Genomic DNA, 15008 nt, shown 5'->3' with positions numbered 1-15008 from the left:
TTGCAGCGGGTTTCTTGTCACAATACGCCCTTGCGCGCAGCACAGGGCAGCTTGAGTCATTAAGGATGCCAGCTTAGCGCCTGCGCAGGTTTACCAAGTCATACTACAGCGGAGTGTTGTTACACCATGATGGACAATTTACGAGCGGCGGCTAACCATGTCGTGCTCAAGATCATTCTGGGTTTGATTATCTTGTCATTCGTTCTGACTGGCGTGGGTAGCTACCTGACTGGCGGTAACAATAATTATGCCGCAAAAGTAAATGGCCAGGAGATTGGCCGTGGCCAGTTCGAAAATGCCGTAGCGAACGAACGTAATCGTCAGCAGCAGCAGCTGGGCGACCAGTTCTCCGTTCTTGCCGGTAACGAAGGCTACATGAAGCAAATGCGCCAACAGGTTCTCAACCAGCTGATTGATGAATCGCTGCTTGACCAGTACGCCAAACATCTGGGCCTCGGTATCAGCGACGAGCAGGTAAAAATGGCTATCTTCAGCCAGCCTGCCTTCCAGACTAACGGCAAGTTCGATAACGCTCGCTATAACGCCATCATCGGCAACATGGGATTAACTGCCGACCAATATGCACAGGCGCTGCGCAATCAGCTCACCACCGACCAGCTGATCAAAGCCGTGGTCGGCACCGACTTTATGCTCACCGGCGAAACCGACGAGCTGGCGGCATTGGTCTCCCAGCAGCGCGTCGTGCGTGAAGCCACAATCGACGTGAAAGCGCTGGCCGCGAAGCAAGACGCTTCCGAGCAGGAAATCAACGCCAACTACGAGCAGAACAAAAACCGCTACATCACCCCTGAACAGTTTAAGGTTAGCTACATCAAGCTGGACGCGGCTTCCATGCAGGAAGAGGCCAGTGATGCGGACGTTCAGGCTTACTACGACCAGCACAAAGACGAATTCACCCAGCCGCAGCGTAACCGCTACAGCGTGATTCAGACTAAAACCGAAGATGAAGCGAAAGCGGTTCTCGACGAGCTGAACAAGGGCGGCGATTTTGCTGCACTGGCGAAGGCCAAGTCTGCTGACATCATCTCTGCCCGCAACGGCGGTGATATGGGCTGGCTGGAAGCCTCCACCACGCCTGACGAACTGAAAAATGCCGGTCTGAAAGAAAAAGGTCAGCTGTCCGGCGTCGTTAAATCCTCCGTTGGTTTCCTGATCGTTCGCCTGGATGACATCCAGCCTGCCGTTGTGAAGCCGCTGGCGGAAGTTCGCGATGGCATCGTGGCTAAAGTGAAGCAGGAAAAAGCCGTTGATGCTTACTATGCGCTGCAGCAGAAAGTGAGCGATGCCGCGAGCAACGACAACGAATCTCTGGCAAGCGCTGAGAAAGTCGCAGGGGTTAAAGCGGTTGAAACTGGCTGGTTCGGTCACGACAACCTGCCGGAAGAGCTGAACTTCAAACCGGTTGCCGATGCTATCTTCAGCGGTGGTCTGGTGGGTGAAAACGGTTCGCCGGGCAGCAACTCAGACATTATCACCGTCGATGGCGATCGCGCTTTCGTCCTGCGTGTTTCCGAGCACAAAGCTGAAGCGGTTAAACCACTCACCGAAGTGCGTGACCAGGTGATTGCCGCCGTGAAGCAGCAGAAAGCGGAGCAGCAGGCGAAGCTGGATGCTGACAAACTGCTGAACGCGCTGAAACTGGGCAAAGGCAGTGACGAACTGAAAGCGGCGGGCCTGAGCTTCGGAGAAGCGAAAACCCTGAGCCGTACCGGGCAGGATCCGATCAGCCAGGCCGCCTTTGGACTGCCTCTGCCGGCGAAAGACAAGCCGAGCTATGGCGTCGCCAATGATATGCAGGGCAACGTTGTGCTGCTGTCTCTGGATGAAGTGAAAGCAGGCTCTATGCCGGACGAGCAGAAAAAAGCGATGGTGCAGGGGATCACCCAGAACAATGCCCAGATTGCTTTCGAAGCGCTGATGTCCAACCTGCGCAAAGAAGCGAAGATCAAACTGGGCGATAGCATCGACCAGCAGCAGTAATCCTCGCAAATTTTTGCAACGCAGTGTAATACCTGAAGGCCGCTTTCGCGGCCTTTTCCACATTTTAAATCCGGCGTTTGTTCCTGATTTTTATCCTCGCTATGGTGACCGGGCTGTCAACATACATGGAGGACACAGCATGACATCAGGCATTAAAGCATTTTCACTTTCCCTCGTTCTGGCTGGTTTACTTGGCTGCGCCCCGGCACATGCCGCCGCAGAAAAAGCCGGTTTGGCCTCGGCCAGCTCGGCAGCGACGCAGCCTAAAGCTGCCCCCGCCAAAACGGCGGAGCAAGGGGAGGGGCTGGTGAGTATCAATAGCGCCCCGGCGGAAGAACTTGCCCAGAAAATGAATGGCGTGGGATTGAAAAAGGCGCAGGCCATCGTCAGCTACCGTGACGAGTTCGGCCCGTTTAAAACGCTAGATCAGCTGCAGGAGGTCCCGGGCATTGGTGCATCGCTGGTAGAACGTAATCTGGCTCGCATAAAACTTTGAGTTTACGTGCTCAGGCTTCCACCTGAAGAGGAAAGTTTGCTACGCTGAGTTAGAGGTCATACCAGTTGTCGGGGTATGGCCTCGCTTACCTTCACCTGATGACAACAAAAAGAGAACAAGGGCTTCGCGCTATGCAGACACATATCAAAGTTCGTGGATACCACATGGACGTCTATCAACACGTTAACAACGCCCGTTATCTTGAGTTCCTCGAGGAGGCCCGCTGGGAAGGGCTGGAAAAAACGACGGGCTTCCAGTGGATGACGGAACACAACATCGCTTTTATCGTGGTGAACATCAATATTAGCTACCGCCGTCCGGCGGTACTTGGGGATCTGCTGCGCATTGACAGCAAACTCCAGCAGATTAACGGTAAAAGCGGTGTGTTGAGCCAGGTGGTGACGCTGGAGCCTGAAGGCGAAGCCGTGGCCGACGCGCTGCTGACCTTCGTCTGCATTGATTTAAAGACGCAAAAGGCCGTTCCGCTGGAAGGTGAACTGCGTGAGAAACTGGAACAGATGATGAGCGCCTAAAATCGCCGACAAAGAGGGAAAAGCCTGGTTTTCCCTCTTTGTTATTATCAGCCGAAAATCAATGAATTGATTTTCCAGTCTTTTTTACAAACTGTCCGGTATTTCTTCTATCGACAGAGGCTTGTGACCACGCCGTTATGTTTTATTTGAGGCCTGTTTTTTGCTTCATTGCGGCCATGACTGCGGGTTTATTGGCCAGATAGTGGTTCAGGCCCTTAGCTCGCAGATTACAGGCGGCGCATTCGCCACAGCCGTCGCCCTGGATGCCGTTGTAGCAGGTCAGCGTCTCCTGGCGGACCGTTTCCAGGCTCTGCCAGTAATCGGCCAGCGCCCAGGTTTCCGCTTTGTCCAGCCACATCAGCGGCGTTTCAAACCGGATATCTCTTGCCATCCCGAGGCTTACCGCATGGTTAAGTGCTTTGACAAACTCGTCGCGGCAGTCCGGGTAGCCAGAGAAGTCCGTTTCGCAGACGCCGGTTATCACGGACTCCGCTTCAACCTGATAAGCGTAAATCGCCGCCAGGGTCAGGAACAGGATATTGCGGCCTGGGACGAAAGTGCTTGGGATGCCTTTGTCCTCCGGGTTGTAACCCGGCACCGGAATGCTGTCTCGCGTCAGGCTGCTCACCGCCAGTTCGTTCAGCAGGGTAACGTCCAGGACTTTATGCGCACGGGCGCCAAGCTTCAGCGAGAGCTTTTGGGCCACGTCAATTTCTGCCCGATGGCGCTGACCGTAATCAAAGGTCACGCAGTGGACTTCATCGTATTGCTGTAAGGCCTGAATCAGGCAAGTGGTGGAGTCCTGTCCGCCGCTGAAAACCACGACTGTACGTTTCATTCTCTATCCTGTCGTTCATTAGGGTGTCTGGAAAAGGGTATGGTAACGTCCCGCCAGGGCGTGAGCCAGCTTCTTCATGTCATTCCCGGCGGTGGGAGCCAGGCTTCGCAAAAATCAAACCAGCCCCAGGCATTCAGTTCAATGCCGTTCACGCCGGGTGGGGCGCTTATCTGGTAGCGATAATTAAACAGCGGTGTGACCACGGCATCCCGCATCAGGCCATGAAAAACGTCTTTCAGCCCTTCGTTACGTTCATAAGAAGGAGGGGAAGCCTGCACGGCATCCAGCGTGGCCTGCAGATGGGCATAATGGCCGGCGCTTAAAAAATTGGGCCACAATACATCGCTGCGCAGCCATTGCTCCAGGGTGTATTCCGGCGCTTCGCCAATCAGCCTGTCGCCCATCACGATATCGGCCTGGGCTAAATCTTCGCAGCCAGCCCAGGTTTTAGCGTCGTGAAAAATTACCGTCAGTTCGCAGCCGCGCTCTGCCAGATAGTGCCTGAGCTGAAAAGCCATCGCATGAAGCTCGACCGGCAAATGGTAAACCAGCGTCAGTTTTTTCGGTAACGTGACGGCTGTGTGCGCATCCCAGCCGGGAATCTGCCAGCCAGGGATCATCTCCCTATTGGGCGTGATCAGCTCACTGTTAAGCGGCAGCGAGCCTATCATCTCTGGCTCGCGGACAATCTGCATGATTGTTCTGGCCTGCTCTGCGCTGAGCCTTCCCTGTGGCCTGATGCCTAAATAGCAAAAGCCCAGGCTGATGCTATTACTGACCGGGCGCAGGTTCTCCAGCTCATCCTGCTGGCCGATGGCGATTTGCACCGGATGCAGGCAGCTTGTGCCGAGCGTGGTTTCGAAGAGCTGCGGGGTGATCCAGTATTCGATGGCTTTCAGCAGCGGGTGTTTCAGATGATAACTTTCAAAGCTTTCCAGCCGCACCAGGTTCGGCTTGAAGCTGACAATGCGGAATGGGCCGCAGCCCAGTTGTGTATCCTGCGGATGGGCCAGGCGGCTGCAGTAGCTCGCCAGGCGATGCGCGAGCCAATAGTCCGGCCGATGCAAAATAAAGCGCAGGCACTGTGCGTGAGGGATCTCAATACGCTTGACGCTGATAAACAGTCGCCGCAGGGCGGGCAGCTCGAGCAGCAGCATCAGCCGCTGTTGAAGCTGATGGGTTTCTACGGGCTCACCGTTGTGCCAGTGCAGGGTCGAGCGAATAAAAAAATCCCAGCACAGGCCATTGTTTGATATTTGCCAGTGGTGGGCGAGGTCAGGCTGGGGCTCCGGGCTTTCACGGGTAAAACGCGTGAGGCCGGAAAACACCTGCCCGGCGAGGTGCTGCTCGGCTCTACCCGGCAGAAAACCAGGGGCAACGGGATCGAGAGGGCGATAATAAGGAATACGCAGCGTGGGGACATCGTTTTGCCACTGGCCGCCGAGGAACGGCTGTAATAGCTGGCGAAGCTGTTCCGGCGCAAGCTGAGCCAGCTCCAGCGCATTCTGATGCTGGCCCTTATCCAGAACCTGCTCCATCATGCCGGAACGCACGTTTTCCGGCGAAACCAGAAACGTCAGGTCACCGCGTTTACCGCGGCCAGACTGTGCACGCCAGCGCAGCCAGCCCGCGTCTTCAAGCTGATTAAGCAGCGTCCTGACGTGGCGATCGCTACAAAAACAGCGCTCGGCCAGCTCGGCAATGGTCACCTGCTGCGGTTCCCCGCCGGAAGGCTGCCATAAACGCTGGAATTGATTGAGCCGATTCAGAAGTCGCATAATAAACCCGGAACATTTTTTCCCAAGTATTCACTATTAGTTCCGTATATTCCAGAGGATACTTTTGCCTGTCACGATCACTTCTGGAGTAACCATGGCTCGTCTGGCTGCATTTGATATGGACGGCACGCTGCTGCTGCCCGACCATCACCTTGGGGAAGCAACCCTGAATACGCTGAAGCGCCTGCGTGAAGAGCGCCAGATAACCCTGGCTTTTGCAACCGGTCGCCACGAGCTGGAGATGCGCCATATCCTCGGCAAGATCGATCTCGACGCTTTCCTGATCACCGGCAACGGCACGCGCATTCACAGCATGGAAGGTGAGCTAATGCACCGCAACGATCTCTCGCCGTGGGCGGTAGAGACGGTGCTGCACGGCCATTGGGATACCGAAGCAAGCATGCATGCCTTTAACGATTCAGGTTGGCTAACCAGCCATGAAATCCCGGAAATGCTTCATGCACACGTATACAGCGGTTTCCAGCCACATATCGTCGATCTTCGTAGTTTACCTGCTCACGAGGTCACCAAGATCTGCTTCTGCGGCGATCATGACGATCTGTGCCGCCTGCGCATTCAGCTCAATGAAGCGCTGGGCGATCGCGCATTTCTTTGCTTCTCGGCAATGGACTGCCTGGAAGTGCTGCCGGTGGGCAGCAACAAGGGCGCAGCGCTTGGTGTACTGAGCGCTCACTTAGGACTGACTCTGCAGGATTGCATGGCATTTGGCGACGCGATGAACGACCGCGAAATGCTCTCGGCGGTTGGGCACGGCCTGATTATGGGCAACGCCATGCCGCAGCTTAAAGCGGATTTACCCCATCTGCCGGTTATCGGCCACTGCCGTAACCAGGCGGTCTCGCACTATTTGACGCACTGGCTGGACACTCCACATCTCACCTATTCCCCCGAATATTGAGACCTTACAGCGCCGGGCATTTAGCCCGGTTTTTTTATACCTGTTATACTTCAAGCCGCAGCGGTGTTAACTTCACTCCTGAACCCCAGCCACTGACTTTAGTCAGCTCCTGGGAATTCACTCCCTCGCTGCCTGGCTGTAACTCGAATTATTTAGGGTATTGATATTAATCGGGAAATTTCAGCCTTGAACGGTGAGAGATCGCCGATATGATCGTTGACCCAGGCTGAATTGTAGTAGGACTCAAGGTAGCGTTCGCCGCTGTCGCAAAGCAGCGTCACGATAGAACCGCTCCGGCCTTCCTCACGCATTCTCGCGGCAAGCTGCAGCACACCCCACATATTGGTGCCGGTTGAGGCCCCCACTTTGCGGCCAAGCTGGGATTCCAGCCATTGCATAGTGGCAACGCTGGCGGCGTCCGGCACGCGCATCATCTCGTCAATCACATCGGGAATAAACGAAGGCTCGCAGCGCGGGCGACCAATCCCTTCGATTTTGCTGCCCACTGCGCTTTTCAGGCCACAGTCGCGCTGCTGCCAGTAATCAAGAAATACTGAGTTCTGCGGATCGACGACGACCAGCTTTGTGTCGTGGCCCTGGAAGCGAAGATAACGACCAATGGTGGCTGAGGTGCCGCCGGTCCCCGCGCTCATCACAATGTAATCCGGTACCGGATGCGGCTCATGGGTCATCTGGCGGAAAATACTGTCGGCGATATTGTTGTTCCCGCGCCAGTCGGTTGCCCGCTCGGCGTAGGTGAACTGATCCATATAATGGCCGTTCAGCTCGCGGGCAAGCATTTCCGAAGCGGCGTAAATTTCGCAGGCGCTGTCTACAAAGTGGCAGCGGCCGCCGTAGAATTCGATCTGTTCAATTTTGCGTTTTGCGGTGCTGGCGGGCATCACCGCAATAAACGGCAGACCAAGCAGGCGAGCAAAATAGGCTTCTGACACTGCGGTTGAGCCAGAGGAGGCTTCGATAATCGTGGTGCCTTCTTTAATCCAGCCGTTACACAGCCCGTACAGGAACAGGGAGCGCGCGAGGCGGTGCTTCAGGCTGCCGGTCGGGTGGGTGCTCTCATCCTTCAGATACAGCTGAATACCCGGAAAAGCGGGCAAAGCCAGACGGATAAGATGCGTATCCGCAGAGCGTTGATAGTCGGCGTTAATCTCGCTGATGGCGTTGGTCACCCAGGTGCTGGTCATGGAAAATTCTCATTTATCAATTTGTGCTTAGCGTAATCCAAAGTCAGGATAAAAAAGTTGCCATTTTGCCTGTTTAGCGCTTCCATTAGAGAAAATATTTCTCTCCGGTGATCTCATGATAGATAAAATTGACCAAAAGCTGCTTGCGATGCTGCAGCAGGACTGTACCCTGTCTTTGCAGGCGCTGGCGGATGCCGTTAATCTGACCACCACCCCGTGCTGGAAACGCTTAAAACGCCTGGAAGACGAAGGCTATATTCGCGGCAAAGTTGCGCTGCTGGATCCGGAAAAACTTGGGCTGGGCCTGACGGCGTTTGTGCTGATTAAAACCCAGCAGCACAGCAGCGAGTGGTACTGCAAATTTGTCTCGGTGGTGGAAGCCATGCCCGAAGTTCTGGGGTTTTGGCGCATGGCCGGCGAATATGATTATCTGATTCGGGTTCAGGTGGCAGACATGAAGCGGTACGACGACTTTTATAAGCGGCTGGTGAACGGCATCCCGGGTTTAAGCGATGTCACTTCGAGTTTTGCCATGGAACAGATAAAATACACCACAGCATTACCTCTAACTTCCTGATTCCGCACAGTGCGGAACAGTAGCCTCTACTCTTTTGCCCTGGCCGGCAGGCAGCATTTCAGGATCTAAACTTCGTGCGATTATTTGCTCAGTTAAGCTGGTACTTCACCCGCGAGTGGCGACGCTACCTCGGCGCGGTGGCATTGCTTATTATCATCGCTATTTTGCAGCTCGTGCCGCCAAAAGTGGTGGGCGTGATTGTGGATGGCGTCGTGCAGCAGCGTCTCTCCTCTCAGCAAGTGCTGATGTGGATCGGTCTGATGCTGCTTATTGCCGTAGTAGTTTATCTTGTGCGCTACGTCTGGCGCGTCCTGTTGTTCGGGGCGTCTTACCAGCTTGCCGTTGAGCTGCGGGAAAACTATTACCGCCAGCTAAGCCGCCACCACCCTGAATTTTATCTCCGTCACCGTACCGGCGACCTGATGGCGCGCGCGACTAACGATGTCGATCGCGTGGTATTCGCCGCGGGGGAAGGGGTGCTAACGCTGGTGGACTCGCTGGTCATGGGATTGGCGGTGCTGATAGTCATGTCCACCCAAATCAGCTGGCAGCTCACATTGCTGGCGCTTCTGCCGATGCCAATCATGGCCGTGGTGATCAAACGCGACGGCGCACGTTTACACGATCGCTTCAAAGTGGCGCAGGCGGCATTCTCAGCCTTGAACGATCGTACCCAGGAAAGCATGACCAGCATCCGCATGATCAAGGCGTTCGGCCTTGAAGACAGGCAGTCGGCGCTGTTTGCCGCAGAAGCTCAGGATGCCGGGGCGAAAAACATGCGCGTCGCGCGCATTGATGCCCGTTTTGATCCCACTATTTATGTCGCGATTGGGGCCGCAAACCTGCTGGCCATCGGCGGCGGAAGCTGGATGGTTATCGAGGGCTCGCTTACCCTGGGGCAGCTCACCAGTTTTGTGATGTACCTCGGCCTGATGATCTGGCCGATGCTGGCGCTGGCCTGGATGTTCAATATTGTCGAACGAGGAAGTGCGGCCTACAGCCGTATCCGCGCGATGCTGGAAGAAGAGCCGGGCGTGGTCGACGGCGATAAAACGCTGCCGGAAGGGCGGGCTGAACTGGTGGCTTCGATTCGCCAGTTCCACTACCCGCAGACAGCTCAGCCGACGCTGCAAAACGTCAACTTCACCCTTAAACCGGGTGAAATGCTTGGCCTGTGCGGGCCAACGGGGTCCGGTAAAAGCACGATTCTCGCGCTGATCCAGCGTCATTTCGACGTGGAAGAGGGCGATATTCGCTACCACGATATTCCGCTCACGGCGCTGAAAATTGACGGCTGGAGAAGCCGTCTGGCTGTCGTGAACCAGACGCCGTTCCTGTTCTCTGACACCGTGGCCAGCAACATTGCGCTGGGTAAGCCGGGTGCTACGCAGGAGGACATAGAGCGTGTCGCTCGCCTGGCCAGCGTGCATGAGGATATCCTGCGCTTGCCGCAAGGGTACGATACCGAAGTGGGTGAGCGTGGGGTCATGCTTTCCGGCGGGCAAAAACAGCGAATTTCTATTGCCAGGGCGCTGCTGCTTGATGCCGAAATCCTGATTCTGGATGACGCGCTTTCCGCAGTAGATGGCCGCACCGAGCACCAAATTCTGCACAACCTGCGCGAGTGGGGTGAACACCGCACGGTCATTATCAGCGCCCACCGCCTGTCTGCATTAACGGAAGCCAGCGAGATTCTGGTGATGCAGCACGGGCATATCGCCCAGCGTGGCAGCCATGACGCGCTGGCGTCTCAGCCGGGCTGGTATCGGGATATGTACCGCTATCAACAGCTGGAGGCCGCGCTGGACGAAGCCCCGGAGCAGGAAGACGTCAGGGAGAGCGCCAATGAGTCGTAAACAACAGTGGCCTACCATTAAACGCCTGCTGGCTTACGGATCGCCGTGGCGCAAACCGCTGGGTGGGGCGATGCTGATGCTCTGGGTTGCGGCTGCCGCTGAGGTTTGTGGCCCGGTGCTGGTGAGCTATTTTATTGATAACCTGGTGGCGAAAAACCAGATGCCGCTTGGCCTGGCGGCCGGGCTGGCGGTGGCTTATATCCTGTTGTCGATTAGCGCTGCCGGGCTGCACTACCTTCAGGCGCTGCTGTTTAACCGCGCGGCGGTAGGTGTGGTGCAAAAACTGCGTACCGATGTCATGGACGCTGCGCTGCGTCAGCCGCTGAGTGCGTTTGACACGCAGCCGGTAGGGCAACTGATCTCGCGCGTAACAAACGACACCGAAGTGATCCGTGACCTGTATGTCACCGTTGTGGCAACGGTGCTGCGCAGCGCGGCACTGATCGGCGCTATGCTGGTGGCGATGTTCACGCTCGACTGGCGCATGGCGCTGGTGGCGATCACCATCTTCCCAGCGGTTATCGCCGTGATGTTTATCTACCAGCGCTACAGCACGCCGATTGTGCGCCGGGTGCGCAGCTATCTGGCGGACATCAACGACGGCTTTAATGAAGTCATCAACGGCATGAGCGTGATTCAGCAGTTCCGCCAGCAGGCCCGCTTCGGCGAACGCATGGGGCAGGCAAGCCGCTCTCACTACCTGGCGCGGATGCAAACCCTGCGGCTTGATGGCTGGCTTCTGCGGCCGCTGCTTAGCCTGTTTTCGGCGATGATTCTGTGTGGCCTGCTGATGCTGTTCGGCTTCACTTCGCGCGGCACTATCGAAGTTGGCGTGCTATATGCCTTTATTAACTACCTTGGCCGCCTGAACGAACCGCTGATTGAGCTGACCACCCAGCAGTCCATTCTGCAACAGGCGGTGGTGGCCGGGGAACGCGTGTTTGAGCTGATGGACGGCAAACGTCAGGATTACGGCAATGACAACCGGCCCCTGGCCAGCGGCGCGATCAGCGTCGATAACGTCTCATTTGCCTACCGTGGCGATCGCCTGGTGCTGCAGGACATTAATCTGGAAGTGCCTTCGCGGAGCTTTATTGCCCTGGTCGGGCATACCGGCAGCGGAAAAAGCACCCTGGCCAACCTGCTGATGGGCTATTACCCGTTAACGAAAGGCGAAATACGCCTCGATGGCCGGCCGCTGGACTCCCTCAGCCATGAAACGCTGCGCCGCGGCGTGGCGATGGTGCAGCAGGATCCGGTGGTGATGGCCGATTCGTTCTTTGCCAACGTAACCCTGGGGCGGGACATCAGCGAAGAGATGGTCTGGCAGGCGCTGGAGACGGTTCAGTTGGCCGAACTGGCGCGAGCGCTGCCGGAAGGTATCCATACCCGCCTGGGCGAGCAGGGGAACAATCTCTCCGTTGGCCAGAAGCAGCTGCTTGCTCTGGCGCGCGTGCTGGTTGAAGCCCCGCAGATCCTGATCCTCGATGAAGCCACGGCGAATATCGACTCCGGCACCGAGCAGGCTATTCAGCGGGCGCTGGCGGCAGTTCGTCAGCACACAACCCTGGTGGTGATTGCCCACCGTTTGTCTACCATCACTGATGCCGACACGATTCTGGTGCTGCATCGCGGCCAGGCCGTGGAGCGCGGTACGCACAGTGAACTTCTGGCGCAGCAGGGCCGCTACTGGCAGATGTATCAGCTTCAGTTAGCCGGTGAGGAACTGGCCGCCGCCGCACAGGAAGAATCGCTCACGGCCTGATGCACCACAACCATGCAACGTGTCGCATAAAAACCTTCGCTTCTCCGCGTTGGTGCAAAACGAAAACGCATCCTGCACTGCAGTGGTGCGTTTTTTCTTTTCAGACTAATCCCGCCCGATCCGACGCCTTCATCTGGCTTTCCGGTAACCCGCCTGAAGCCTGAAAACGTGCTGAATAACCCTGGTTTTTTATTCCTGGCATGGGCTTTGCTTTGCTCTCTACGTGCAGGTAACGACCTAATTCTGAGTGGAGAGAATTTATGAAGCTGGTAACCGTGGTAATCAAACCGTTCAAGCTTGAAGACGTGCGTGAAGCGCTCTCTTCAATCGGTATTCAGGGGCTTACCGTGACCGAAGTTAAAGGTTTCGGCCGCCAGAAAGGCCATGCGGAGCTTTACCGTGGCGCCGAGTACAGCGTCAACTTTCTGCCGAAAGTAAAAATCGATGTTGCTATTGCTGACGACCAGCTCGATGAAGTTATCGACGTGATCAGCAAAGCCGCCTACACCGGCAAAATCGGTGATGGGAAAATCTTCGTTGCAGAACTGCAACGCGTTATTCGTATTCGTACCGGCGAAGCCGACGAAGCCGCTCTGTAACTGCTGGCAAGCCTTGATTGGGATGGGAAAAATGAAAAAATTAGCTGCACTCCTTGGTTTAGGCGCCCTGGCATTACTGCCAACGCTCGCCTTCGCTGCGGACGCGCCTGCGGTCGCGGACAAAGCCGACAACGCCTTTATGATGATATGCACCGCGCTGGTGCTGTTTATGACCATCCCAGGCCTTGCGCTGTTTTACGGCGGTCTGATTCGCTCTAAAAACGTGCTGTCGATGCTGACGCAAATCTCCGTCACCTTCGCCCTGGTTTGCGTGCTGTGGGTCGTGTATGGATATAGCCTGGCGTTTGGCACCGGCAATAACTTCTTCGGCAGCTTTGACTGGGTGATGCTGAAAAATATCCAGCTGAAAGCGCTGATGGGCACTTTCTATCAGTATATTCATGTGGCGTTCCAGGGCTCTTTCGCCTGTATTACCGTTGGACTGGTGGTCGGGTCTCTCTCTGAACGCGTTCGCTTCTCTGCCGTGGTAATTTTTGCTGCCGTCTGGCTGACGCTCTCTTATGTGCCAATTGCGCACATGGTCTGGGGCGGCGGTATTCTGGCTACGCACGGCGCGCTGGACTTCGCGGGCGGTACCGTGGTGCACATTAACGCCGCTGTTGCTGGCTTAGTAGGTGCTTACCTGGTGGGCAAACGCGTTGGCTTCGGCAAAGAAGCGTTCAAGCCGCACAACCTGCCAATGGTGTTTATCGGCACCGCAATCCTCTACTTCGGCTGGTTCGGATTCAACGCCGGTTCTGCAAGTGCGGCCAACGAAATCGCTGCACTGGCGTTCGTGAACACCGTTGTCGCCACTGCGGCGGCGATTCTCTCCTGGGTCTTTGGTGAGTGGGCGCTGCGCGGTAAACCTTCTCTGCTGGGTGCCTGTTCCGGTGCTATCGCGGGTCTGGTGGGTATTACCCCGGCGTGTGGCTACGTTGGCGTGGGCGGTGCGCTGCTGATTGGTCTGGTGGTTGGTCTGGCTGGTCTGTGGGGCGTGACGACGCTGAAAAAATGGCTGAACGTGGATGACCCATGTGATGTGTTCGGCGTGCACGGCGTCTGCGGCATCATCGGCTGTATCATGACCGGTATCTTTGCGGCAACTTCTCTGGGCGGCGTGGGTTATGCAGAAGGCGTGACTATGGGGCATCAGCTTCTGGTTCAGCTTGAAAGCGTGGCAATTACCATTGTCTGGTCTGGCGTGGTGGCGTTCATCGCGTTCAAGATTGCTGACCTGACCGTAGGTCTGCGTGTTCCAGAAGAGCAGGAACGCGAAGGCCTGGATGTGAACAGCCACGGCGAAAACGCGTACAACAACTGATTCGTTATCAAAACCTCGCCCGGTTGGACGAGGTTTTACTTCTCTCTGAATGCCACCTGTTATGCAGGTGGTTTTTTTATTTCAGCGTTAACTACCCGCGATGGCGCATGACGCCTTCCTGAACCGTCGACGCGACCAGCACGCCATCCTGCGTATAAAACTCTCCACGGACAAAGCCGCGAGCGCTCGACGCGGAGGTACTTTCCACGCTATACAGCAGCCATTCGTTCATGTCGAACGGACGATGGAACCACATTGAGTGATCGATAGTCGCGACCTGCATCCCCGGTTCCAGGAAACCAACTCCATGCGGCTGTAGGGCGACCGGCAAGAAATTGAAATCGGAGGCATAGCCGAGCAGATACTGATGCACGCGCAGATCCTGCGGCATGTTGCCGTTCGCGCGGATCCAGACCTGGCGGGAAGGTTGATCGACATGGCCTTTCAGCGGGTTGTGGAATACGGCCGGGCGAATTTCCAGCGGCTTTTCGCTAAGAAACTTCTCTTTCGCATGCGGCGGGAGGAATTTTTCCAGCGAGCGGGCGATGTCCGTTTCGGACGGCAGGCCATCCGGTTTTGGCGCTGGGGGCATCTCTTTCTGGTGCTCATAGCCAGATTCAGGGGCCTGGAATGACGCGGTCATATAGAAAATCGGCTTGCCGTTCTGCACCGCAGCAACGCGGCGGGCGCTAAAACTGTTGCCGTCGCGCAGGGTTTCTACGTCATAAACAATGGGCTTTTGGCTGTCGCCCGGGCGTAAAAAATAGCTGTGGAAAGAGTGAACAAGGCGATCTTCCGGTACGGTTTCTTTAGCTGCGTAAAGCGCCTGGCCGACCACTTGCCCACCAAACACCTGACGCAGGCCTAAATCCTCGCTTTGGCCACGGAACAATCCCTCTTCAATTTTTTCCAGGTTAAGTAACGCCAATAAATTGCTGAGCGCCTGACTCATAAAATGTCCTCAATAAAAGGGAATGCGGCAAATTTTCTCGATTATAACATGCCCGTAAACAGCGTATTTGATGCACTGCCGCTGGGAACATTCCTGGTTTTCAGCAGAATTCAGTGATCTGTGCCACACTTAAGCCGTTAAGCGCGTTTTTCAACGGGGTTAGTC

General features: G+C 56.1%; 13 protein-coding genes. 9 read left to right on the top strand and 4 right to left on the bottom strand.

Features of this window, described 5'->3' with window-relative positions:
* Positions 1 to 126: 126 nt before the first annotated feature.
* The 3 genes from ppiD to F3J28_RS11835 all read left to right on the top strand — a co-directional run bounded on the left by ppiD (position 127) and on the right by F3J28_RS11835 (position 3030).
* The gene (ppiD, locus tag F3J28_RS11845; RefSeq protein ID WP_166876084.1) at positions 127 to 2001 is read left to right on the top strand and encodes a peptidylprolyl isomerase; all 1875 of its coding nucleotides are present in this window, start codon (positions 127 to 129) and stop codon (positions 1999 to 2001) included.
* Positions 2002 to 2140: 139 nt separating this feature from the next.
* The gene (locus F3J28_RS11840; protein WP_166876081.1) at positions 2141 to 2497 is read left to right on the top strand and encodes a ComEA family DNA-binding protein; all 357 of its coding nucleotides are present in this window, start codon (positions 2141 to 2143) and stop codon (positions 2495 to 2497) included.
* A gap of 131 nt (positions 2498 to 2628) precedes the next feature.
* Positions 2629 to 3030, top strand: a complete 402-nt coding sequence (locus tag F3J28_RS11835) for a YbgC/FadM family acyl-CoA thioesterase (RefSeq protein WP_008454627.1) — start codon at positions 2629 to 2631, stop codon at positions 3028 to 3030.
* A 142-nt stretch (positions 3031 to 3172) separates the two neighbouring features.
* Here the strand turns inward: F3J28_RS11835 and queC are convergent, their stop codons facing one another.
* Positions 3173 to 3868 carry a 7-cyano-7-deazaguanine synthase QueC gene (queC, locus tag F3J28_RS11830; protein WP_166876078.1) on the bottom strand — a complete coding sequence of 232 codons (696 nt, stop codon included), beginning with the start codon at positions 3866 to 3868 and terminating at the stop codon, positions 3173 to 3175.
* A gap of 74 nt (positions 3869 to 3942) precedes the next feature.
* Positions 3943 to 5646, bottom strand: a complete 1704-nt coding sequence (locus F3J28_RS11825) for an SgrR family transcriptional regulator (RefSeq protein ID WP_166876075.1) — start codon at positions 5644 to 5646, stop codon at positions 3943 to 3945.
* A 94-nt stretch (positions 5647 to 5740) separates the two neighbouring features.
* On the opposite strand from F3J28_RS11825, the gene cof reads away from it, so the two are divergent.
* On the top strand, positions 5741 to 6565 hold the full coding sequence (cof, locus tag F3J28_RS11820; RefSeq protein WP_166876072.1) for an HMP-PP phosphatase: 825 nt from the start codon (positions 5741 to 5743) through the stop codon (positions 6563 to 6565).
* 152 nt (positions 6566 to 6717) lie between these two features.
* Here the strand turns inward: cof and F3J28_RS11815 are convergent, their stop codons facing one another.
* Entirely contained in the window at positions 6718 to 7770 is a 1053-nt protein-coding gene (locus F3J28_RS11815; RefSeq protein WP_166876069.1) for a PLP-dependent cysteine synthase family protein, read from the bottom strand.
* Between the two features lie 115 nt (positions 7771 to 7885).
* Between F3J28_RS11815 and F3J28_RS11810 the strand changes: the two genes are divergently transcribed.
* The 5 genes from F3J28_RS11810 (at position 7886) to amtB (ending at position 13891) form a co-directional block, all read left to right on the top strand.
* Positions 7886 to 8347 (top strand): Lrp/AsnC family transcriptional regulator, encoded by a 462-nt coding sequence (locus F3J28_RS11810; protein WP_039290800.1) that lies wholly within the window; start codon positions 7886 to 7888, stop codon positions 8345 to 8347.
* A gap of 74 nt (positions 8348 to 8421) precedes the next feature.
* Positions 8422 to 10203: a SmdA family multidrug ABC transporter permease/ATP-binding protein gene (locus F3J28_RS11805; protein ID WP_166876066.1), complete on the top strand. Its 1782-nt coding sequence runs from the start codon at positions 8422 to 8424 to the stop codon at positions 10201 to 10203.
* Entirely contained in the window at positions 10193 to 11968 is a 1776-nt protein-coding gene (locus tag F3J28_RS11800) for a SmdB family multidrug efflux ABC transporter permease/ATP-binding protein (RefSeq protein ID WP_166876063.1), read from the top strand. Before F3J28_RS11805 ends, F3J28_RS11800 begins: the two co-directional genes overlap by 11 nt.
* A 260-nt stretch (positions 11969 to 12228) precedes the next feature.
* Positions 12229 to 12567 (top strand): P-II family nitrogen regulator, encoded by a 339-nt coding sequence (gene glnK, locus F3J28_RS11795; RefSeq protein WP_002891893.1) that lies wholly within the window; start codon positions 12229 to 12231, stop codon positions 12565 to 12567.
* Between the two features lie 31 nt (positions 12568 to 12598).
* Positions 12599 to 13891 (top strand): ammonium transporter AmtB, encoded by a 1293-nt coding sequence (gene amtB / locus F3J28_RS11790; RefSeq protein ID WP_008454653.1) that lies wholly within the window; start codon positions 12599 to 12601, stop codon positions 13889 to 13891.
* A 91-nt stretch (positions 13892 to 13982) separates the two neighbouring features.
* Here amtB and tesB read toward each other — a convergent pair whose 3' ends face one another.
* Positions 13983 to 14843: an acyl-CoA thioesterase II gene (tesB, locus tag F3J28_RS11785; protein ID WP_166876060.1), complete on the bottom strand. Its 861-nt coding sequence runs from the start codon at positions 14841 to 14843 to the stop codon at positions 13983 to 13985.
* Between the last annotated feature and the right edge of the window lie 165 nt (positions 14844 to 15008).

The organism is Enterobacter sp. Ap-1006, from assembly GCF_011752835.1.
In the GTDB taxonomy this organism is placed as follows: domain Bacteria; phylum Pseudomonadota; class Gammaproteobacteria; order Enterobacterales; family Enterobacteriaceae; genus Cedecea.
The sequence above is the reverse complement of the archived record's forward strand: the minus strand, read 5'-3'. Positions and strand labels throughout refer to the sequence as shown.